Source organism: Paraburkholderia sp. RL17-381-BIF-C, from assembly GCF_046026435.1.
Lineage (GTDB): Bacteria > Pseudomonadota > Gammaproteobacteria > Burkholderiales > Burkholderiaceae > Paraburkholderia.
Genome location: NZ_JARESX010000061.1, coordinates 1 through 20948, shown reverse-complemented (window position 1 = coordinate 20948; position 20948 = coordinate 1). Strand labels below are relative to the sequence as shown.

Here is a 20948-nt window from a genome sequence, read left to right as displayed (position 1 = left end):
TCATCGCTGTCGCATCCCGCCACCCGGCTTAGCCGGCCTTTTTCCTGCACCCCATCGCTTGCGCACGCGGCGGCGCAGCGTTCGTTTTAATCCGCGGATCTTCCCGCAACATTTCCAGGACCAGGAGCTTTGCACATGCAAACCACCGACAACGTGACGACCCGGTATGAGGGCTCACCGACTGGCCAGGCCTTCGGCCAGGCACAAGGCGCACAAGCGCTCGCGCCGCAAGCGACCTTCGCCGACTACAAGGTGATCCGTCGTAACGGCAGCGTCGTGTCGTTCGAACCGTCGAAAATCGCCATCGCCGTGACGAAGGCATTTCTGGCCGTCAACGGTGGTCAAGGCGCCGCGTCGGCGCGTGTGCGCGAGCTGGTCGAACAACTCACGCAGAACGTGGTGCGCGCACTCGTGCGCAGCCGCCCGAACGGCGGCACGTTCCATATCGAAGACATTCAGGATCAGGTCGAACTCGCGCTGATGCGCGGCGGCGAACACAACGTCGCACGTGCGTACGTGCTGTATCGCGAGAAACGCACGCAGGCTCGCGGCCATGACGACCAGGTGGCCGCCAGCGCGCCGGGCCTGAACGTCACGGACAACGGCGTGACGCGTCCGCTCGATCTGGCTGCGCTGCGCGGTGTCATCGAACTGGCTTGCTCGAACCTGGGCGACGCCGTGAGCGCCGATCCGATCATCGCGGAAACGGTCAAGAATCTGTACGACGGCGTGCCGATGAGCCAGGTCTACGACTCGGCCATCCTGGCTGCCCGTACCATGATCGAAAAGGACCCGGCTTACAGCCAGGTCACCGCCCGCATCCTGCTGCACACCATTCGCCGCGAGATCCTCGAAGAGGAAGTCACGCAAACGGAAATGGGTGAGCGTTACGCCGAATATTTCCCGCAGTTCATCAAGCGCGGCGTGCAAGCCGAGCTGCTCGACGACAAGCTGCTGCAGTTCGACCTGAAGCGCCTCGGCGCAGCACTCGACAACAACCGCGACCTGCAATTCGGCTACCTCGGTCTGCAAACGCTGTACGACCGCTACTTCCTGCATCACGACGGTGTGCGCATCGAAATGCCGCAGGCATTCTTTATGCGTGTCGCGATGGGTCTGTCGCTCAACGAGATCGACCGTGAAGCGCGCGCGATCGAGTTTTACAACGTGCTGTCGAGCTTCGACTTCATGTCGTCCACGCCCACGCTGTTCAACTCGGGCACCCGCCGCTCGCAACTGTCGTCGTGCTACCTGACCACGGTCGACGACGACCTCGACGGCATCTACGAAGCACTGAAGGAAAACGCGCTGCTGTCGAAGTTCGCCGGCGGTCTGGGCAACGACTGGACGCGCGTGCGTGCTTTGGGTTCGCACATCAAGGGCACCAACGGCAAGTCGCAAGGCGTCGTGCCGTTCCTGAAGGTGGTCAACGACACGGCAGTCGCCGTGAACCAGGGCGGCAAGCGCAAGGGCGCGGTGTGCGCGTACCTGGAAACGTGGCACCTGGACATCGAGGAATTCCTCGAGCTGCGCAAGAACACCGGCGACGACCGTCGTCGCACGCACGACATGAACACGGCGAACTGGATTCCCGACCTGTTCATGAAGCGCGTGATGGAAGGCGGCGACTGGACGCTGTTCTCGCCGTCCACCTGCCCGGACCTGCACGACAAGTTCGGCGCCGAGTTCGAAACGGCTTACACGGCTTACGAAGACAAGGTCGCGCGCGGCGAGATCAAGCTGTTCAAGAAGATCCCGGCGGCGCAACTGTGGCGCAAGATGCTGGGCATGCTGTTCGAAACCGGCCACCCGTGGATCACGTTCAAGGATCCGTGCAATGTGCGCTCGCCGCAACAGCACGTCGGCGTCGTCCACTCGTCGAACCTGTGCACGGAAATCACGCTCAACACCAGCGACGCCGAAATCGCCGTCTGCAACCTGGGCTCCGTGAACCTCGTCGCCCACCTGAAGGAACAGGCCGACGGCACGCTCGTGCTCGACCACGACAAGCTCAAGCGCACCGTCAGCGTGGCGATGCGCATGCTCGACAACGTGATCGACATCAACTACTACGCGGTCGCCAAGGCACGTAACTCGAACCTGAAGCACCGTCCGGTCGGCATGGGCATCATGGGCTTCCAGGACTGCCTGCATCTGCTGCGCACGCCGTACGCGTCGGAAGAAGCGGTCAAGTTCGCGGACACGTCGATGGAAGCGGTTTGCTACTACGCTTACTACGCGTCGACGGAACTGGCGCAGGAACGTGGCCGTTACTCGAGCTACCGTGGCTCGCTGTGGGATCGCGGCATCCTCCCGCAAGACTCGGTGAAGCTGCTGGAGCAAGCGCGCGGCGGTTATGTCGAAGTCGATTCGAGCGAGTCGATGGACTGGACCGAACTGCGTTCGCGCATCGCCCAGTACGGCATGCGCAACTCGAACTGCGTCGCGATCGCGCCGACGGCGACGATCTCGAACATCATCGGCGTGTCGGCCTGCATCGAACCGACCTTCCAGAACCTGTATGTGAAGTCGAATCTGTCGGGCGAATTCACGGTGGTCAACGACTACCTGGTGCGCGACCTGAAGGCGCGCGGTCTGTGGGACGAAGTGATGGTCGCCGACCTGAAGTACTTTGACGGCACGCTCTCGCGCATCGACCGTATTCCGGCCGACCTGCGCGCGATCTACGCCACCGCGTTCGAAGTCGATCCGAAGTGGCTGGTCGAAGCAGCGTCGCGTCGTCAGAAGTGGATCGACCAGGCGCAGTCGCTGAACATCTACATGGGCGGCGCGTCGGGTAAGAAGCTCGACGAGATCTACAAGCTCGCCTGGGTGCGTGGCCTGAAGACGACCTACTACCTCCGCACGATGGCGGCGACCCACGTCGAGAAGTCGACGGTGGCGCACGGCGCGCTGAACGCGGTGAGTTCGGGCGGCGGCGAAGGTTCGGGTGGTGCAGCGGGCGGCGCGGCAGGTGGTTTCGGTGCGAACAACGGCGCGGCTGGCGGTGCCGCAGGTGGCTTTCAGGCTGCAGCGGCCACGCCAGCAGTCGCGGTTGAAGCAGCGCCGGAAGCGGATGGTCCGGTGTGCATGATGCGTCCGGGCGACCCTGGCTTCGACGAGTGCGAAGCTTGTCAGTAAGTAGCGGGCAAGCAGCAGGATCGCTGCTTGCTGACGGGTAGTAGGTAATGACCCGCATGCAGCGAGCAGCGAAGCAGATGGAAGAGAAGTAGAAGTGAAGTGGAAGTGAAGTAGATGAGCGGCGCAGCGAGTGAAACAGGAAGCGCGCCGCTCATCGCAACGCAGCGAAGCAGCGCAGGTCACTGAAGCCGTGACGCGGTCATCGTGACCCGGCCATCGTGACGCGGTCAATCGGCAGTCAGCAGTCGGCAGCACCAGACGAAGCGCGCGACACAGTGCGCGCAGCAAACGCTTCGATCGATGGGTCGATCAACGCAGCCGGCCCGATGCATCGCTCGACATGGCATTGAACTTCACCTCGCCAGCACTGACGAAGCAGCAGATGCGAGGCACATGCGAAGCACACGCAGGGCAAGCGCGGATCACCGCGACGAGTAACGCGACGAGCCACGCAAGTGAGCAGCCAGCAATCGCAAGACGCTACAAGCACGCTCCGCAATACAGATAGATAGAGCAGCGAAACGTCGCATCGACACGTTGCTCTTCGAGCTCGCGAAGCACCTCGACGACACTCGTTCAACACGCTTCACATGAGGTGACGCACACACTCTGTTGAACAAAGTGTTGTATGAACGTAGCAACGCGAATCGAAAACAGGATTTTTCATCAGCGAACTCTTTTATCGCTCGTGAAAAGATGGTACAAACCGTTCTAAATTGATGGTGACATTTATGCTCAACTGGGATGACGAGATCACTGCCGTAACTCCCTCGAGCGCTACGCAACAGAATGTGTTGCGCAACGCTGCGGGATCGGCTGTCGGTTCGCAAGTCGGAACGCGTTCCGCTCCTCATGCTCCCTCGGCTCAAGACGTATTCGCGAACGACATTGCTGTCGCTCCCGTCGCTCATGCTGCTACCGGAACGGCTGCCGTTTCGGAAGCGCGAGTCAACGTCGCCGACAAGCGCATCATCAACGGCCAGACCGACGTCAATCAGTTGGTGCCGTTCAAATACAAGTGGGCTTGGGAAAAGTATCTGGCTGGTTGTGCCAACCACTGGATGCCGCAAGAAGTGAACATGTCGCGCGACATCGCCCTCTGGAAAGACCCGAACGGTCTGACCGAAGACGAGCGCCGCATCGTCAAGCGCAACCTGGGCTTCTTCGTGACGGCCGATTCCCTCGCCGCCAACAATATCGTGCTGGGCACCTACCGCCACATCACGGCGCCCGAATGCCGCCAGTTCCTGCTGCGCCAGGCGTTCGAAGAGGCGATCCACACGCACGCCTACCAGTACATCGTCGAATCGCTGGGCCTCGACGAAGGCGAAATCTTCAACGCGTATCACGAGGTCTCCTCGATCCGCGCGAAAGACGAATTCCTGATTCCGTACATCCACGTGCTGACCGATCCGGCCTTCAAGACCGGCACGCTCGAGGCAGACCAGACGCTGCTGCGCTCGCTGATCGTGTTCGCCTGTGTGATGGAAGGCCTGTTCTTCTACGTCGGCTTTACCCAGATCCTGGCGCTGGGTCGCCAGAACAAGATGACCGGCGCGGCGGAACAGTACCAGTACATCCTGCGCGACGAGTCGATGCACTGCAACTTCGGCATCGACCTGATCAACCAGATCAAACTCGAAAACCCGCAACTCTGGACGGCTGAATTCCGCGCGGAAATCCGCGAGATCTTCCAGCAGGCAGTCGAACTCGAATATCGTTACGCGGAAGACACGATGCCGCGCGGGGTGCTTGGCCTCAATGCGTCGATGTTCAAGAGCTACCTGCGCTTCATCTGCAACCGCCGTTGCCAGCAGATCGGTCTCGATCCGCTGTACCCGAACGAGGAAAACCCGTTCCCGTGGATGAGCGAGATGATCGACCTGAAGAAGGAACGCAACTTCTTCGAGACGCGAGTGATCGAATATCAGACTGGCGGCGCGCTGACCTGGGAGTGATCCGGGTTCGTGCTGCAGATGCATTCTTTGATGGGGATGCCGTTGGCTTGGGCCGCGGCAATTTTGGCTAGGAGCAGAACCGCCTGATGCAAAGCATGCCCGGTGCGCCGCGTGCCTTCGCGGCCCACAACTATGACAGGCACTTTGCGAACCCTTCAGTGGGATGGGCAAACTTCCCCCCGGAAAAAGCCGCTGGCGCGATCGCCGGCGGCTCGATCAAGCAATTGCCGGCGTTGAGTATCAACGCCGATCAGATCTGGCGCGCGGTGCCTTGTGGCACGGCGCGCCTTACCGCATTCATTAGCGTAAGCGCGCAGCACCTGCGTACGCCGATGAATAGCCCGCTTCGTAGCGCGCGCCCTGAGAAGCGTCCGCGGGAAGCGGGTTTTGACGAAGGGTGTAGTTTGAACTGACTCTCATCTGAAAACCTGAAGGAGAAAATGATGGCAACTATCAAGAAAGCGGCTGCTAAGAAGCCCGCAGCAAAGAAGGCTGCTCCGGCTAAGAAGGCCGCACCGGCAAAGAAAGTCGCTGCAAAGAAAGTCGCAGTGAAGAAGGTTGCAGCGAAGAAGGCAGCACCGGCTAAGAAGGTTGCAGCGAAGAAAGCTGCGCCGGCCAAGAAGGTCGCCGCCAAGAAAGTCGCTGTGAAGAAGGTTGCGGCTAAGAAGGTTGCAGCGAAGAAGGCGCCGGCCAAGAAGGCAGCGCCGGCTAAGAAAGCCGCAGTGAAGAAGGTTGCAGCAAAGAAAGCAGCACCGGCCAAGAAGGCTGCAGCGAAGAAGGCTGCACCGGCTAAGAAGGCTGCTGCCAAGAAGGCTGCGCCTGCGAAAAAGGCTGCTGCGAAAAAGGCTGCGCCCGCGAAAAAGGCTGCCGCTAAAAAGGCTGCGCCTGCCAAGAAGGCTGCCGCGAAGAAGGCCGCTGCTCCTGCCAAGAAGGCTGCCCCTGCGAAGAAGGCTGTCGCCAAGAAGGCGGCTCCTGCACCCGCTGCGACTTCTGTCTCGAGCGCACCGGCGGCGACGGTGAAGACCGCGCTGAACCCGGCAGCGGCATGGCCGTTCCCGACGGGCAGCCGTCCGTAAGCCGTAGAAGTACTTCGGCACGTCGTATCGTGTGTCGATGATCGAGTAGCGCTTCAGCAGCATGACCAAGCGCTACTCGGTCAGGGTCCCGTTGCCGGGTTTCTGGCGACGGGATTTTTTTTGCCCCGGTGAAGGCGCCGGCTACGAGAAGCGCTTCAAAATCCGCAGGCGAAAAAAAACGCATGCACAGGGGAGGGCATGCGTGTGAGGTCGCCGCGGCGGCGTAAAGCCTCGCCGCGCGAGAGGGGAAACCTAGTGGGTGACGCGCGTGACGCCACCGCTGGAGAGCAGCCGCACGCGCTCGCCGGCGCGGAAGATCTCGCCCGTGGCGCTTTGGGTAATGGCACGGATGTCGCCGTTGTCGAGCCGCACGGTGATCTCGAGGCCATCGTGCACAGCCACGCCGTTCTCGATCGAGTTGCCGGCTATCGCGCCCGCGAGACCGCCGATGATGCCCGTGACGATCGCGCCGGTGCCACCGCCGATCCTGCTGCCGGCCACCGCACCCAGCGCGCCGCCGCCGATCGCGCCGATACCGCTCGGCTGACCGTTGTTCGAACTGATCTTCACCGCGCGCACGCTGTCGACCGTACCCATGCGGACCGTTTCTTCCCGCTGTGCCTGCGACGCCGTGTACACGTCCGCGGAACTGCTGTTGTACGCACAGCCCGACATGGCAAGCGAACCGGCGATCAAGGCGGCCACTATCAGGCGACTCGTTGTTCTCATTCCCTAAACTCCAATAGCTCTCGGTATTACGGCAGGTCGTATCCGAACGCCTGCTTGAACCGCTCGTTGATCTCCGCCCGGCTGGGCGCGTAGTTTTGCGGGCCCTGGTGTTCGATCTTCAGCGCACCCATCAGACTCGCGAGACGGCCGGTGGTGGCCCAGCCAAGCTTGTTCTCGATGCCGTACAGCAGGCCGCCGCGGAATGCGTCGCCGCAGCCTGTGGGATCGAGCACTTGCCGTGCCTTGACCGCCGGAATGTCTTCGACGCCGCCCGCGTGATGGATCTGCGCGCCTTGCTCGCCGAGCGTGACGATCAGCGCCTCGACCTTGCCGGCGATTTCTTCGATCGACCAACCCGTTTTGTTGCTGACCAGTTTGGCTTCGTAGTCATTGACCGCTACATACGTAGCGAGTTCAATCATGCGTCGCAGCGACTCGCCGTCGAAGAGCGGCAAACCTTGGCCCGGATCGAAGATGAACGGCACGCCCGCGGCCGCCAGATGCTCCGAATGCTGGATCATGCCGTCGTAGCCGTCGGGTGCGACGATACCGAGCGTGATGCCGCTGGCCTGATCGGCCCGGTTCAGATGCGACTGCATCATCGCGCCGGGGTGGAACGCGGTGATCTGATTGTTTTCCAGATCCGTGGTGATCATCGCCTGAGCGGAATAGGTGTCCGGCACCACGAGCACGCTTTCCGTCGACAGGCCGAGTTGCTTGAACCGGTCCATATAGAGTTGCGCGTCGACCGAGCCCAGCGTGCCCATGATGCGCGCGTCGCCGCCGAGCAGATGCAGCGAGTAGGCGATGTTGCCCGCACAGCCGCCGAACTCGCGGCGCATGGTCGGCACGAGAAAGCTCACATTCAGGATGTGGACCTGCTCCGGTAGGATGTGCTCCCGGAAGCGGCCTTCGAAAGTCATGATGTTGTCGTAGGCGAGCGAGCCGCAAATGAGCGTAGCCAAGGCGAGCGTCCTGTAAAAACGATAAAGGAAAAGGGAGCGTCGATGCGACAGCGCCGCGCATGAAGCGCGGCGCCGGAGTTCGTACGCGAAGGGTTTACTTCAGCGCGGCGAGTGCTGCGTCGTAGTTCGGTTCGTTCTTGATTTCGCCGACCAGTTCAGCGTGAACGACCTTGTCGTTCTCGTCGATCACCACCACGGCGCGAGCCGTCAGGCCGGTCAGCGGGCCGCTCGTCACGTCGACGCCGTAGGCTTGCGCGAACTCATGGCCACGGAACGTGGATGCCGTGACGACGTTCTCAATGCCTTCGGTCGTGCAAAAGCGCGATGCGGCGAACGGCAAATCGCCCGACACGACGATCACCGACGTGTTGGTCAGCTTGGCGGCGGCTTCGTTGAACTTGCGGGTCGAGGTGGCGCAGGTCGGCGTGTCGAGGCTCGGGACGATGTTCAGCACTTTGCGCTTGCCGGCGAAATCGGCCAGCGACACCGGCTTCAGATCCTTGCCGACCAGCGAGAAAGCGGGAGCGGCCTGGCCGACCGACGGGAACGTGCCGGCTACTTCAATCGGGTTGCCACCCAGCGTGACTTGACTCATGTTGTTGTGCTCCGAAAATTCGTCAGTAATGACGGTGGACGTACCCGGTCGGTGCCGGGCACGCAAGAATGCGTTACGGATAAAAAATCTGTACGCGGAAATTGGAAGCGACCGCATTGCCCGTGTCGAGATGCACGATCATGGTCTGAGTCGTGTGGGCGGGCAGGCCGGCCGCGATCGCCGTGCCGGGCGGGACGTAGTCTTGCGGCCACAGCACGCGGCGTACCGCGACATTGTTCTGGTCGTCCAAAAGGGTGAGCTCGATGGCCGGATAGGCGAGCGCAATGTTGAAGCGGTTGCGCAGCGGCATCTTCAGTTCGAGCTTGTGCGGGCCGTCGATCTGCCGAAGATCGGAAGGTTCGACCTGCAAGCCGTCGATGTCGTGCGGTGGCGTGACGAGGCAGCCGAGCGTCGCGCAGGCCTTCGCGTAGAGCGTCTGGGAGCGCGGCAAGTACACCATCACCGTTTCGCGCTGCCACCAGGCGAGCTGCGCGAGCAGCGCAATGATCAACAGTCCCGCCACCACCGAACCGACGATAATCCAGCCCGTGCGCCGCGGCTCGGCCGGGCGCGTTTCACGCACGACGGGGAAGGGCTCGGCGCCGTCGTTGACCGGCTGGACGGAGAAGGGCTCGCCGCTTGCCGGAACCGGGCCGGCGGTAGCGGCCGCGCTGGCACCACCGAAGCTTGCGGCGCCTGCGCCGGCCGCACCTACACCGGCCGCACCTACGCCCGCCGCGCCGAAACGCGGCTCATTGTCAGGGATGCCATGCAAAGTGGCCGATTCATCCAGGACCGGCTCTTCGAGCGGCGCGTCAGACGCGCGCTCGGTCTTATGCCAGACGCGCGGCGCTTCTTCGACGGGCGGATCGACGTCATACGCGAACGGGTCGAGCGGCGCGTCCGCCAGAATCGGTTCGTGGTCGGGTGGAATGGGCGCGGTGAATGCGCCGGCCGGCAGTTCGGGCTCCGCGGCGTGGCGCGGCGTGACCGCGACGCCTGCGTCGGTGGAGACCGGCGAGAGCGGCACATTGCCGGCATGGTGCCGCAGACGATTGTCGATGGCGGCGTCGGGTGCCGGCGCCCACGGATCCCAGGCTTCGGCGCTGAAGTCCGGACCTTTCGGACGCACGCCCGACAGTGCTTCGATCGCCGCGGCAGCGGCGACCGGTTTGGCGGAGGAGAAATCACCGCCTTCTGTGATGTCGAACAGGCTGCTCGACGCGTCGAATACTTCGTGGCAATGCCCGCAGCGGACTAGCCCGCGGCGTAGCGCGAGCTGTTCCGTTTGCAGGCGGAAGACGGTTTCACAGAAGGGGCAACGCGTCGCCAGGAGCATATTGAGCCGATAAGCCGGAAGGCCGTTGGTTGGACAATACGCCTTATTCTAATGGCTTTCGCGGCGCGTTCCCGACAGACATACCCAACCTTCGTGTTCGCGCCATACGCTGATATCGATCCATCGTGCGTAGACCTGCGCGACTTCGTCCGCTTGCCGAGCCAGAATGCCGGACAGCGCGATCCGGCCACCCGGCTTGACCTTCGACGAGAGCATTGACGCCATCAGCTTGAGCGGATTGGAGAGGATGTTGGCGACCACGATATCGAACTCGCCAGTGGGACATTCGTCGGGCAAACCGTACGTGACGTCCGCGCGGTTACGCTCGCTGTTGTGACGCGCCGACTCGACCGCTTGCGGGTCGATGTCGATGCCGTACACCGGGTCGGCGCCACACTTCTTCGCCAGAATCGCAAGGATGCCGGAGCCGCAGCCGTAGTCGAGCAATGACTGCCCGGGCTTCACCGATTGCTCCAGCCATTCCATGCAAAGCCGCGTGGTGGGATGGCTGCCGGTGCCGAACGCGAGGCCAGGATCGAGCTCCAGCACGAGTGCTTCAGGGTCCGGCGCGTCGTGCCACGACGGCACGACCCAGATACGTTCGCCGATCTTGATCGGATCGAACTGCGACTGCGTGAGCCGCACCCAATCCTGATCCTCGACTTCACGCACGGTGAATGACGGTGCTGCCTCCAGGCCGATTTCATTGGCTGCCGCGGTCAGCAGCACTGCCGGCTCGTGTTCCGGCGCGAGCAGTGCGATCACGCGCGAACGCTGCCACGCCGTGCGATCCGGCGTGAGACCGGGCTCGCCGAACAGCGGCTGCTCGTCGGGCGTGTCGGCGTCCGCATCTTCGACCGATACGGACAGCGCGCCCAACTCGAGCAGCGCGTCGGAGAATTCCTCCGCGTGCTCGCGTGCCAACTCGGCGATCAGTTCCCGGTAGCTCATGACTTACGCTTCTTCCGGCGCGGCCTGCTGCTTCGCGGCCAACCGGTTTTCGAGGTAGTGAATGCTGGTGCCGCCTTCGACGAATTTCGCGTCCAGCATCAGCTCGCGGTGCAACGGGATGTTGGTTTGAATGCCTTCCACCACCATTTCCGACAGCGCGATGCGCATGCGTTTGATCGCCTGTTCGCGCGTGGCGCCGTAAGCGATCAGCTTGCCGATCATCGAATCATAGTTCGGCGGTACGAAGTAGCCATTGTAGGCGTGCGAGTCGACGCGGATGCCGGGGCCGCCCGGCATGTGCCACGACGTCAAACGTCCCGGCGACGGAGTGAACTTGAACGGATCCTCCGCGTTGATCCGGCATTCGATCGCGTGACCCTTGAACACGATGTCGCGCTGACGGAAGGCGAGCTTTTCGCCGGCCGCAATGCGGATCTGTTCCTGGACGATGTCGACGCCCGTGATCAGTTCGGTCACCGGGTGCTCGACCTGCACGCGCGTGTTCATTTCAATGAAGTAGAACTCGCCGTTTTCGTACAGGAACTCGAAGGTACCCGCGCCAAGATAGCCCATCTTCTTGCAGGCGTCCGCGCAACGATCGCCGATACGGTCGATCAGACGGCGCGCGATACCCGGCGCCGGCGCTTCCTCGATCACTTTCTGGTGACGGCGCTGCATCGAGCAATCGCGCTCGCCCAGCCAGACAGCATTCTTGAACGAATCGGCCAGCACCTGGATTTCGATGTGCCGCGGGTTCTCCAGGAATTTCTCCATGTAGACCTGCGGGTTGCCGAACGCACGGCCGGCTTCTTCGCGCGTCATGTTGACCGCGTTGACCAGCGCCGCTTCCGTGTGAACCACGCGCATGCCGCGGCCACCACCGCCGCCGGCGGCCTTGATGATGACCGGGTAGCCGACCTGGCGGGCGATCTTCACGATCTCTTTCGGATCTTCCGGCAACGCGCCTTCCGAACCCGGCACGCACGGCACGCCGGTCTTGATCATGGTCTGCTTGGCCGTGACCTTGTCGCCCATCATCCGGATCGTTTCCGGACGCGGGCCGATGAAGGTGAAGCCGGACTGCTCGACGCGCTCGGCGAAGTCGGCGTTTTCCGAGAGGAAGCCGTAGCCGGGGTGGATCGCTTCGGCGTCGGTGACTTCCGCCGCGCTGATCAGCGCGGGCATATTCAGATAGCTCAGGTTGGAAGGCGCCGGGCCGATACAGACCGCCTCGTCGGCGAGCTTCACGTACTTGGCTTCCTTGTCGGCTTCCGAATAGACGACGACTGTCTTGACGCCAAGCTCGCGGCAGGCGCGCTGGATACGAAGCGCGATCTCGCCACGATTGGCAATGAGGATTTTTTCAAACATAGCGGGTTTTCGACTCATCAATGGGCGCCGGGTTGATCACAACGCCGGCTGCCTCAGAGGATCGGTCGCGCGCCTTGGGGACTGCGGGCGCGCGGGCGGCATGCGCAAAACGAAGCGCTAAGCGTGCCGCGTCAGCCGACCACGAACAGCGGTTGGCCGTACTCGACCGCCTGGCCGTTTTCGACGAGGATTTCCTTCACCACGCCGGACTTGTCCGACTCGATTTCGTTGAGCAGCTTCATCGCTTCGATGATGCAGATCGTCTGGCCTTCCTTGACCGTGTCGCCCACCTGGACGAACGGGTCGGCGCCCGGCGACGGCGCGCGGTAGAACGTGCCGACCATCGGCGAGGTCACCACGTGGCCTTGCGGCGCGGCGGCGGCCGGCGTGGCCGGCGCAGCTGCGGCAGCGGCCGGCGCTTCGCCGCCGATGGCCGGCGCCGGTTGCGCGTATTGCGGCGCATACGAGGCGGACGGTTGCACGTAAACCGGCGGCGCATTCTTGACGATGCGAACCTTGCCTTCGCCCTCGGTCACTTCGAGTTCGGAAATACCGGACTCCGAGACGAGGTCGATCAGAGTTTTCAGTTTACGAAGATCCATCAGGAAGCCCCTTTCAATGCGAAAAGTGCCGGCGCATACGCAGCCGGCGCAAATTAGACGTGTTTGGAATCAGCCGCGCGACGAGCCGGCGGCGAGCCGGTCGAGCGCGAATTCGAGCGCGTACAGATAACCCTTCCAGCCGAGGCCGCAAATGACGCCCTCCGCCTGGTCGGAAAAATACGAGTGATGCCGGAACGGTTCGCGACGATGCACGTTCGACAGATGAATCTCGACGAACGGGATGCCGACCCCCGCCAGTGCGTCCCGAATCGCCACGCTCGTGTGCGTGTACGCGGCGGGATTGATCAATATGAAATCGGTCTGTTCAGTCCGGGCGGATTGGATGCGGTCCACCAGAGCGCCTTCATGGTTGCTCTGGAACGACGCGAGTTCGACGCCTGCGTCCGCTGCGCGGTCCGCCAGCGCCTGATCGATCTGCGGCAAGGTCACGCGACCGTAGACCTCGGGTTCCCGGGTGCCGAGAAGGTTGAGGTTGGGTCCGTGCAGTACCAGCAGTCGCGTCATGGTCGCTTCTTTTTCCGTGGAATTGGGCGCACTTTAGCGCTGATTAGAGAAACTTGTCTAGTTTCCCGAACGTACGGTTAGATTACGGCGGCATTTTGCCGCCGCGCCGGGCGCCCATCTTCTCTCAAATCCGAGCGATTTGCGCGCATTTTTGCGCGTTCTGCGAGTATTTGAGTGTCAAAAGAATGTGAAATTTAAAGCGCGTCGAGGGTCTTTTTCAGCGCTTGCGGATCGATTTGTCCTAATTTTGTCGAGCGAATCTCACCTTTTGCGTCGATTACGACGGTAAAGGGCAGACCGCCCGCCGTATTACCGAAGGCCCGCGCGAGGTCGGCCCCGCCGAAGCCCGTGACATACACCGGGTAGGCCACTTTCACTTTCTGCAGGAACGCCTGAACGTTTTTGTCCGAATCGACGCCAAGTCCGACGAACTGGATCCCTTTTCCTGCGTAGTCGCGCTGAAGCTGGGACAACGCCGGCATTTCTTCGACGCAAGGCCCGCACCACGAGGCCCAGAAGTTGACGACGATTGGGTGTCCTTTAAGCGAACTTAAGGTTTGCGGCTTGCCGTCCACGGTGGTCACCGGAGCGCTCCACAGTTGGGCGACAGCGCTTTCGCCGGAAGCCGGCTGTGCATTGGGCGCGACTTCGGTGTTGCCGCCGTTCAGCCAGTGGCTCGCCAGCACACCGCCGCCCGCGGCGACGATCGCGACAAGCGCGCCCGCCATAATCCGTCTCGTGTTCATCTTGTCAATCTAGCTAGTTGATGGGGCGACGTCGCTGCCGTCGAGCAGCGTCTGTACGGCTTGCAGATTCGCGCGCGCGGTACGGCCGCGCGCGTCGGCCCGTACCGCGCCGCGCAGGTCGTCCGTTTCGTAGAGCGCGACGTGCACGCCGACCGGTTCCGCCTCGCGCCCTTCATTGGTGGGGCGCCACAGGAAGCTGAGCGTCTCGACATAGCCGCGGCCGGCGAAATGCCGCGTTTCCGAAACGTCGTACTGGATGTTCGCGTTCAGGAAGTAGATCGCGACTTCTTTCGGGTTGTCGCAGAAAACCTGCAGGTGAATGTCCGAGTGTTCGCCGGCCGTGCCGCCGAGCACCGCGCCGGTCAGATAGGGGTTGAACGGCGCGAGCCGCTCCATCCAGTCGACCGCGATACGGCGCAGGCGCCGCAACAGAGCAGGCTGGCTGTCGCCTTGGAACAGCGACTGATATTCCCGGATTTCTTCTTCAATCTGGTCGTTATCCGGCAGCCATTCGCCGGCAACACGGCTCTCGCCGACCACTTGCCGGGCCGCTTTGCGTTTCGCCGTGGCGTAGTCCAGACCGTCTTCGGCGATCATGCGCGCAGCCGCGATGGCGATTTCCTCGCGCACGCGCTGCGGATCGAAATGTGATTTGCGAACCATCCCCCGATCATACTAGAGATTGATGACAGCCTTTCCTGGCGGGTCGCACCGCGCGGCCGGGCACGGGAAGTACGGGCAAGCGTTCATAGGGCGATCGGGAGGCGTCGGTTACAATAGCGTCCTTTGCAGACGGTCGATTCGGCCGCTCTTCTGCGCTCCCATCCCTCTCAGGAAAACGCCGGCCCGCCCCAAGTTTTCTTGCCCCTCTGGGGGCCTGGCGCGAAGCGGCAGGTTTAGGGGGTCGTTCCAGAAAAAACGCCCGCGCGGCACGACAGGCTTATGCACATCCACATCCTCGGTATCTGCGGCACGTTCATGGGCGGTCTCGCGGTCCTCGCGCGCGGCGCGGGCCACACCGTGACGGGTTGCGACGCCGGCGTCTATCCGCCCATGAGCACCCAGCTCGAGGCACAAGGTATTCGTCTGATCGAAGGTTATGACGCGGACCAGTTGAACGGTCTGAATGCCGACCTGTTCGTGATCGGCAACGTGGTCTCACGCGGCAACCCGCTGATGGAAGCCATTCTCGACCGCGGTCTGCCGTACACCTCCGGCCCGCAATGGCTCGGCGAGCATGTGCTGAACGGCAAATGGGTGCTGGCGGTGGCCGGCACGCACGGCAAGACGACCACCAGCTCCATGCTGACCTGGCTGCTCGAAGACGCCGGCCTCAATCCGGGCTTTCTGATTGGCGGCGTGCCGCTGAATTTCGGCGTGTCGGCCCGGCTGACCGATTCGAGCTTCTTCGTGATCGAAGCCGACGAGTACGACACGGCCTTCTTCGACAAGCGCTCGAAGTTCGTCCACTACCGGCCCAAAACCGCCGTGCTGAACAACCTCGAATTCGATCACGCGGACATTTTCCCGGATCTGGCCGCGATCGAAACGCAGTTCCATCATCTGATCCGCACCGTGCCGGGCATTGGCCGCATCGTGACGAACGGCCGTGAAGACGCGCTGGAGCGCGTGCTGACGCGCGGTTGCTGGAGCGAAGTGGAGCGTTTTGGTGTGCAGGGCGGCTGGGAAACCTTGCCCGCGGAAGACGGCGTGCCGGTCGACGAGCGTTTCGCCGTCTATCACAACAGTGAGCGCGTCGGCGTGGTCGAGTGGCAGGTGCAAGGCGAGCACAACCGCATGAACGCGCTGGCCGCGATCGCCGCCGCGCGCCACGTTGGCGTGCCGCCGGCGCAGGCCGCCCGGTCGCTGGCGAGCTTTCGCAACGTCAAGCGCCGCATGGAAGTGCGCGGCAGCGTGGACGGCGTGACGGTCTATGACGATTTCGCGCACCATCCCACTGCCATCGACACGACCGTCGCGGGGCTGCGCGCCCGCGTAGGGCGCGAGAACACGCGCATTCTCGCCGTGCTGGAGCCGCGCTCCAACACCATGAAGCTCGGCGTGATGAAAGCGCAATTGCCGGCCAGCCTCGCCGACGCCGATCTCGTGTTCGGCTACGGCGCGCCGACCGGCCGCGACGCGCTCGGCTGGAATCTCGGCGAGGCGCTCGCGCCGCTCGGCGGCAAAGCGCAGGCTTTCGACAATCTCGACGCGCTGGTCAAAGCGGTAGTCCACGCCGCGCGCCCCGGCGACCAGATTCTGGTGATGAGCAACGGCGGCTTCGGCGGCGTGCACCAGAAACTGCTCGACGCTCTTTCCGCGCGAGGCACTTCGTGATCCTTTATCTGCACGGTTTCCGCTCGTCACCCAATTCGTTCAAGGCGCGCGTGCTGGCGGCGCGGCTCGTCGAACTCGGCCGCAGCGACGAATGGTGCTGTCCGATGCTGCCGGTCTCGCCGTTCGAGACGGTGGCGCTCGCCGAGTCGCTGGTGGCCGAAGCCAAGCCGAAAAACGTCACGCTGATCGGCAGTTCGCTCGGCGGCTATTTCGCCACTTATCTGGCGGAGAAGCATGGCTGGCCCGCGGTGCTGCTCAACCCGGCAGTCGTGCCGCAGCGCGACCTGACCGCCTATCTCGGCGAGCAGCCGTTGTGGCACGGCGGCGGCAGCATCGTCGTCGAGCCGCATCATCTGGATGAATTGCGCGCGCTCGGCGTCGCGTCGATCACGCGGCCCGATCGCTATTATTTGATGGCCGCGACCGGCGACGAAGTGCTCGACTACCGCGAAATGCTCGCGCACTATCCCGGCGCACGCACTACGCTGATCGAAGGGAGCGACCACGCGATCAGCGAGTTCGCGCAATACGTCGACGAGGTGCTGGCCTTTTGCGACGCGGAAGACGTCGAACCGCCCGCCCCGCGCGAAGCCGCGTAGAGTCGGCCAGGCCGGGCTTTCCAGCAGCGAGGCATTGGCTGCTCATCAGATTCATGCCGCCGGCGCGCGTGTGACGCGTCGCGGATCCACTACCACGAACACGTTGCCGTGCCGCGCACGCAGTGACCGATCGCAGAGCAAGATCGGGCGCGCCGGCAGATGCAAGTCAGAACGAGAGTATTGAGTGAACGTTTTCTTCGAGGAATCGGGCAGTTTCAAGGCGGGCAGCGTGCTGTCGCGCCAGGGCGATGCGTTTCAGGTCGAGCTGCCGGGCGGACGCCGCGCCAAGGTGCGCGCGAAAGACGTGCTGATCGAATTCGAAAAGCCGACTGCGGCCGAGTTGATGCAACAGGCCGACGCCGCCGCGCAGGAGATCGACCTGGATTTCCTGTGGGAATGCGCGCCTGACGACGAATTCCCGTTCGCCACGCTCGGCGCCGAGTATTTCGGCGAGCGCTTCGGCTCGATCGAGCGCGCCGCGCTGGTGTTGCGCATGCACGGCTCGCCGGTGTACTTCCGCCGCAAAGGCCGCGGCATGTATCAGCGCGCGCCGCAAGAACAACTGAAGATGGCGCTTGCCGGACTCGAGCGCAAGCGTCAGCAGGCGCTGGTGCAGGCCGGCTATGAGGAAGAGCTGAAGGCCGGCCGTTTGCCGGAAGCCTTCACCGGCAGCAAGGCGCTGGCGCTGTTGACCAAGCCCGACAAGAACACGATCGAATACAAGGCGCTCGAAGGCGCGGCGGCGGCGCGCGGCATTTCGCAAGCGCGCCTGATGCTCGAATGCGGCGCCATTCCGTCGGCGCGCGCATTGCACGAGGCGAAATTCCTCTCGGAGTTTTTCCCGCACGGCACCGGCTTCCCGCCGGTTACCGTCGGCGCGTTGCCCGAAGATCTGCCCGAAGCGAACGTGCAGGCGTTCTCGATCGACGACATCACCACGACCGAAATCGACGACGCCTTTTCCGTCGAGCATCTGGCCGATGGCCGTGTGCGGATCGGCGTGCACATTGCCGCGCCGGCGCTCGGCATTCAGCGCGGCGACGAGGTCGATGCGATCGCGCGCACGCGCCTGTCGACCGTGTACATGCCGGGCGACAAGATCACCATGTTGCCCGACAGCGTCGTTGAAGCGTTCACGCTGGCCGAAGGCGGCTTGCGCCCCGCGCTTTCTCTGTATGTGATCGTCAATCGCGAGACGCAGGAGATCGTCGCGAGCGAAACGCGCGCCGAGCGCGTGTTCGTGAAGAACAATCTGCGCCACAACACGCTCGACGAGCTGGTGACTGAAGAGGCGCTCGCCGCCGGCACCGGCGACTATCCGCACAAGGAAGACATCGCCGTGCTGTGGCCGTTCGCGCAGGCGCTGTTCGAGAAGCGTCAGACCGCGCGCGCCGGTTACGGTTTGCGTCGCGAAGTGCAGCGCAATACGGATTTCAACTTCTACGTGGAAGGCGAGCACATCACGATCACGCCGCGCCGGCGCGGTTCGCCGCTCGACACGATCGTCGCCGAGCTGGCGATTCTCGCCAACTCGTCGTGGGGCGCGTTCCTGCACGACCACGGCGTGCCGGGCATTTATCGCACGCAGCGCGCGTTCGGCGCCCCGACCGGCCCGAAGCGCACGCGCATGCAAACCAACGCCGCGCCGCATGAAGGCCTCGGCGTCACGCAGTACGCGTGGAGCACGTCGCCGCTGCGCCGTTATGTCGACCTGGTGAACCAATGGCAGTTGATCGCCTGTGTGCAGCACGGCGTGACCGCCAAATTGGCCGCACCGTTCAAACCGAAGGACGCCGACCTGTTCGCCGTCGTGCAAGGTTTCGACGATACCTACACCGCGTATGCCGATCATCAGCGCCGCATGGAGTATTTCTGGTGTCTGCGCTGGCTGAAGCAGGAAAACAGGAAGCAGGTGGTGGCATCGGTCGTGAAGGGCGATCTGGTGCGTCTCGAAGAGATTCCGTTGCTGCTGCACGTGCCGGGTCTCGGCGTGCATGCGCGCGGCACGCGCTTGCAGATGGAAGTGATGTCGACCGACGAGTTGACCGTCGAAGCGTCCGTGCGTCTCCTGCACGTGCTCGACGCGCCGACCGTGACGAGCGGCAGCGAGGCTGAAGAAGCGGACGAGAGCGAAGAGGAAATCATCGACGCTCCTGACGAGAGCGCCGAAGGCGAAGCCGAGGCTCAGGCCGAAGCCGAACTCGAGGGCAACGAGGCGGCCACGCCGAGCGACGCCGCCAATGGCGATGGCGCGAACGATCCCGCCACTCAACAGCAGATTGCGGAGCCCGGACGATGAGCGCCAACGATTCACTCGACCGTTATGCGGTCATCGGCAATCCGGTCGGCCATAGCAAGTCGCCGTTCATTCATGGACGTTTTGCCGAGCAGACCGGCGAGCCGGTCGAGTACGGCCGTCTGCTCGCGCCGGTGGATGCGTTCGTGCCGCATGTGCGGGCCTTCATCGAGGCAGGCGGGCGCGGGCTGAACGTCACCGTGCCGTTCAAGCTCGAAGCGCATGCGTTGGCCGACACGTTGTCGCCGCGCGCGGCGGCTGCGGGCGCGGTGAATACGTTGCGCGTCGACGCGAACGGTATTTTCGGCGACAACACCGATGGCTTCGGTCTCGTGCGCGATATCGAGGTGAATCTCGGCGTGTCGCTGAAGGGCGCGCGCATTCTGTTGCTGGGCGCGGGCGGCGCCGCACGTGGCGTGGTTCTGCCGATGCTCGAGCGCGCGCCGCATACGCTCACCATCGTCAATCGTACGGCGGAGAAGGCCGAAGCATTGGTCGGCCAGTTCGCGCAGGCCGCGAGTGACGCCTCGTGTCGTCTGAGCGGTGGTAGCGCGCGGGTGATCGAAGCGAGCGCGTATGACGTGATCGTCAATGCGACGGCGGGTAGCCTGGACGCGTCGTTGCCCGAGTGCGACGACCGCGCGTTCGGCAGCGGCACGCTCGCCTACGACATGATGTACGGCGCGCATCCGACGGTATTCATGGAGCACGCGCGGAAGCTGGGTGCACGCGGCGCCGATGGACTCGGCATGCTGGTCGAGCAGGCGGCCGAGTCGTTTTACGTTTGGCGCGGCGTGCGGCCCGACGGCGCGCCGGTGCTGGCCGAATTGCGTGCGCAGTTGGTTGCGCCGCCGCACGCTTAACCGCGTCACGCAAATGCTGCGTCTTACCTTGCCGAATTCACCGACACGAGGACCTGGAGCACGATGACAGCAACGCGGCGCGTGAGCCGGCCAGGTCCGGTGCGATGGATCGTCTATCTGGGCGCGGTGGTGGCGATCGCTTGGATTGCGACGCAGGCGTTTTATTTCGCGCAGATCGCCGTTTGGAATTACGTCAATCCACGCAGCACTGCGTTTATGCGCTCGGACGCGTGGCGCTTGTCGCAGGATCGGCCGGATCTTTCCGTGCAGCATACGTGGGTGCCGTATGACCAGATTTCGCGCAATCTGAAGCGCGCGATCATCGCTTCCGAGGATGCGAATTTCGTCAATAACAATGGGTATGAGACGGACGCTATCTTGCAGGCCTGGGAGCGGAATAAGGCCAAGGGCAAGATTGTGCGCGGTGGGTCGACCATTACTCAGCAGTTGGCGCGCAATCTGTTTTTGTCGCGGGAGAAGAGTTATATCCGCAAGGGGCAGGAACTCATCATTACGTGGATGCTTGAGGCCTTGATGGATAAGGAACGGATCTTTGAGATTTATCTCAACTCCGTTGAGTGGGGGAATGGGGTTTATGGGGCTGAGGCCGCGGCTCGTTATTACTATAAGACTTCAGCGAGTAAGTTGACTGCTGCGCAGTCGGCCCGGTTGGCTGTTATGTTGCCGCAGCCTAAGTATTTTGATGAGCATCGAGGGTCGCCTTATCTTGCGCAGCGGTCGCGGGTTATTGCTCGCAGGATGGGGGCGGCGGAGTTGCCCGATTAGTTTTTTTTTGCCTTTGTGGCGTGGTTGTGGTTTTGTTCTTTGGGTTTTTGGCCTTTCCTTGATTTGTTT

19 protein-coding genes are annotated in these 20948 nt (G+C 63.0%); 9 read left to right on the top strand and 10 right to left on the bottom strand.

What is annotated here, in order from left to right:
- Positions 1–135 precede the first annotated feature (135 nt).
- The 4 genes from P0D70_RS27980 to P0D70_RS27965 all read left to right on the top strand — a co-directional run bounded on the left by P0D70_RS27980 (position 136) and on the right by P0D70_RS27965 (position 6175).
- Complete coding sequence (locus P0D70_RS27980) at positions 136–3141, top strand: ribonucleoside-diphosphate reductase subunit alpha (protein ID WP_408186846.1); 3006 nt, start codon at positions 136–138, stop codon at positions 3139–3141.
- Positions 3142–3872: 731 nt separating this feature from the next.
- Positions 3873–5099, top strand: a complete 1227-nt coding sequence (locus P0D70_RS27975) for a ribonucleotide-diphosphate reductase subunit beta (protein WP_091798990.1) — start codon at positions 3873–3875, stop codon at positions 5097–5099.
- Between the two features lie 86 nt (positions 5100–5185).
- The gene (locus P0D70_RS27970) at positions 5186–5512 is read left to right on the top strand and encodes a hypothetical protein (protein WP_091798993.1); all 327 of its coding nucleotides are present in this window, start codon (positions 5186–5188) and stop codon (positions 5510–5512) included.
- 30 nt (positions 5513–5542) lie between these two features.
- The gene (locus P0D70_RS27965; RefSeq protein WP_408186857.1) at positions 5543–6175 is read left to right on the top strand and encodes a histone H1-like repetitive region-containing protein; all 633 of its coding nucleotides are present in this window, start codon (positions 5543–5545) and stop codon (positions 6173–6175) included.
- Positions 6176–6427: 252 nt separating this feature from the next.
- Here P0D70_RS27965 and P0D70_RS27960 read toward each other — a convergent pair whose 3' ends face one another.
- From P0D70_RS27960 to P0D70_RS27915, 10 genes are all read right to left on the bottom strand, one after another.
- Positions 6428–6904: an outer membrane lipoprotein gene (locus tag P0D70_RS27960; protein WP_091798999.1), complete on the bottom strand. Its 477-nt coding sequence runs from the start codon at positions 6902–6904 to the stop codon at positions 6428–6430.
- 26 nt (positions 6905–6930) lie between these two features.
- On the bottom strand, positions 6931–7869 hold the full coding sequence (locus P0D70_RS27955; RefSeq protein ID WP_408186845.1) for a carbohydrate kinase family protein: 939 nt from the start codon (positions 7867–7869) through the stop codon (positions 6931–6933).
- A 94-nt stretch (positions 7870–7963) separates the two neighbouring features.
- Positions 7964–8464 (bottom strand): thiol peroxidase, encoded by a 501-nt coding sequence (tpx, locus tag P0D70_RS27950; protein ID WP_091799005.1) that lies wholly within the window; start codon positions 8462–8464, stop codon positions 7964–7966.
- Between the two features lie 73 nt (positions 8465–8537).
- Positions 8538–9803 carry a DUF3426 domain-containing protein gene (locus tag P0D70_RS27945; protein WP_408186844.1) on the bottom strand — a complete coding sequence of 422 codons (1266 nt, stop codon included), beginning with the start codon at positions 9801–9803 and terminating at the stop codon, positions 8538–8540.
- A 48-nt stretch (positions 9804–9851) separates the two neighbouring features.
- Complete coding sequence (gene prmA / locus P0D70_RS27940; protein WP_408186843.1) at positions 9852–10754, bottom strand: 50S ribosomal protein L11 methyltransferase; 903 nt, start codon at positions 10752–10754, stop codon at positions 9852–9854.
- Positions 10755–10757: 3 nt separating this feature from the next.
- On the bottom strand, positions 10758–12125 hold the full coding sequence (accC, locus tag P0D70_RS27935) for an acetyl-CoA carboxylase biotin carboxylase subunit (protein WP_091799014.1): 1368 nt from the start codon (positions 12123–12125) through the stop codon (positions 10758–10760).
- Positions 12126–12256: 131 nt separating this feature from the next.
- Positions 12257–12727, bottom strand: a complete 471-nt coding sequence (gene accB / locus P0D70_RS27930; RefSeq protein ID WP_012434379.1) for an acetyl-CoA carboxylase biotin carboxyl carrier protein — start codon at positions 12725–12727, stop codon at positions 12257–12259.
- Positions 12728–12796: 69 nt separating this feature from the next.
- Complete coding sequence (gene aroQ / locus P0D70_RS27925; RefSeq protein WP_091799017.1) at positions 12797–13252, bottom strand: type II 3-dehydroquinate dehydratase; 456 nt, start codon at positions 13250–13252, stop codon at positions 12797–12799.
- A gap of 194 nt (positions 13253–13446) precedes the next feature.
- Positions 13447–13998, bottom strand: a complete 552-nt coding sequence (locus P0D70_RS27920; RefSeq protein ID WP_408186842.1) for a TlpA family protein disulfide reductase — start codon at positions 13996–13998, stop codon at positions 13447–13449.
- A 9-nt stretch (positions 13999–14007) separates the two neighbouring features.
- Positions 14008–14661 carry a UDP-N-acetylmuramate--alanine ligase gene (locus tag P0D70_RS27915; RefSeq protein ID WP_408186841.1) on the bottom strand — a complete coding sequence of 218 codons (654 nt, stop codon included), beginning with the start codon at positions 14659–14661 and terminating at the stop codon, positions 14008–14010.
- 279 nt (positions 14662–14940) lie between these two features.
- On the opposite strand from P0D70_RS27915, the gene mpl reads away from it, so the two are divergent.
- The 5 genes from mpl (at position 14941) to mtgA (ending at position 20879) form a co-directional block, all read left to right on the top strand.
- Positions 14941–16335 carry a UDP-N-acetylmuramate:L-alanyl-gamma-D-glutamyl-meso-diaminopimelate ligase gene (gene mpl, locus P0D70_RS27910; RefSeq protein ID WP_408186840.1) on the top strand — a complete coding sequence of 465 codons (1395 nt, stop codon included), beginning with the start codon at positions 14941–14943 and terminating at the stop codon, positions 16333–16335.
- Entirely contained in the window at positions 16332–16934 is a 603-nt protein-coding gene (locus tag P0D70_RS27905) for a YqiA/YcfP family alpha/beta fold hydrolase (RefSeq protein ID WP_408186839.1), read from the top strand. The genes mpl and P0D70_RS27905 overlap by 4 nt, the downstream gene beginning before the upstream one ends.
- Positions 16935–17118: 184 nt before the next feature.
- Positions 17119–19233 carry a ribonuclease catalytic domain-containing protein gene (locus P0D70_RS27900; RefSeq protein WP_408186838.1) on the top strand — a complete coding sequence of 705 codons (2115 nt, stop codon included), beginning with the start codon at positions 17119–17121 and terminating at the stop codon, positions 19231–19233.
- Positions 19230–20093 carry a shikimate dehydrogenase gene (gene aroE, locus P0D70_RS27895; protein WP_408186837.1) on the top strand — a complete coding sequence of 288 codons (864 nt, stop codon included), beginning with the start codon at positions 19230–19232 and terminating at the stop codon, positions 20091–20093. The genes P0D70_RS27900 and aroE overlap by 4 nt, the downstream gene beginning before the upstream one ends.
- A 63-nt stretch (positions 20094–20156) precedes the next feature.
- Positions 20157–20879 carry a monofunctional biosynthetic peptidoglycan transglycosylase gene (gene mtgA / locus P0D70_RS27890; RefSeq protein WP_091799039.1) on the top strand — a complete coding sequence of 241 codons (723 nt, stop codon included), beginning with the start codon at positions 20157–20159 and terminating at the stop codon, positions 20877–20879.
- The last annotated feature ends 69 nt before the right edge of the window (positions 20880–20948 follow it).

Bases quoted from the DNA above. Each gene is read 5' to 3' on its own strand.
- P0D70_RS27980 (WP_408186846.1), top strand. From the start codon at position 136: ATGCAAACCACCGACAACGTGACGACCCGGTATGAGGGCTCACCGACT.
- P0D70_RS27945 (WP_408186844.1), bottom strand. From the start codon at position 9,803: ATGCTCCTGGCGACGCGTTGCCCCTTCTGTGAAACCGTCTTCCGCCTG.
- mpl (WP_408186840.1), top strand. From the start codon at position 14,941: ATGCACATCCACATCCTCGGTATCTGCGGCACGTTCATGGGCGGTCTC.
- P0D70_RS27975 (WP_091798990.1), top strand. From the start codon at position 3,873: ATGCTCAACTGGGATGACGAGATCACTGCCGTAACTCCCTCGAGCGCT.
- aroE (WP_408186837.1), top strand. From the start codon at position 19,230: ATGAGCGCCAACGATTCACTCGACCGTTATGCGGTCATCGGCAATCCG.
- P0D70_RS27960 (WP_091798999.1), bottom strand. From the start codon at position 6,904: ATGAGAACAACGAGTCGCCTGATAGTGGCCGCCTTGATCGCCGGTTCG.
- aroQ (WP_091799017.1), bottom strand. From the start codon at position 13,252: ATGACGCGACTGCTGGTACTGCACGGACCCAACCTCAACCTTCTCGGC.
- mtgA (WP_091799039.1), top strand. From the start codon at position 20,157: ATGACAGCAACGCGGCGCGTGAGCCGGCCAGGTCCGGTGCGATGGATC.
- P0D70_RS27965 (WP_408186857.1), top strand. From the start codon at position 5,543: ATGGCAACTATCAAGAAAGCGGCTGCTAAGAAGCCCGCAGCAAAGAAG.
- P0D70_RS27920 (WP_408186842.1), bottom strand. From the start codon at position 13,998: ATGAACACGAGACGGATTATGGCGGGCGCGCTTGTCGCGATCGTCGCC.
- prmA (WP_408186843.1), bottom strand. From the start codon at position 10,754: ATGAGCTACCGGGAACTGATCGCCGAGTTGGCACGCGAGCACGCGGAG.
- accB (WP_012434379.1), bottom strand. From the start codon at position 12,727: ATGGATCTTCGTAAACTGAAAACTCTGATCGACCTCGTCTCGGAGTCC.
- P0D70_RS27915 (WP_408186841.1), bottom strand. From the start codon at position 14,661: ATGGTTCGCAAATCACATTTCGATCCGCAGCGCGTGCGCGAGGAAATC.
- P0D70_RS27970 (WP_091798993.1), top strand. From the start codon at position 5,186: ATGCAAAGCATGCCCGGTGCGCCGCGTGCCTTCGCGGCCCACAACTAT.
- tpx (WP_091799005.1), bottom strand. From the start codon at position 8,464: ATGAGTCAAGTCACGCTGGGTGGCAACCCGATTGAAGTAGCCGGCACG.
- accC (WP_091799014.1), bottom strand. From the start codon at position 12,125: ATGTTTGAAAAAATCCTCATTGCCAATCGTGGCGAGATCGCGCTTCGT.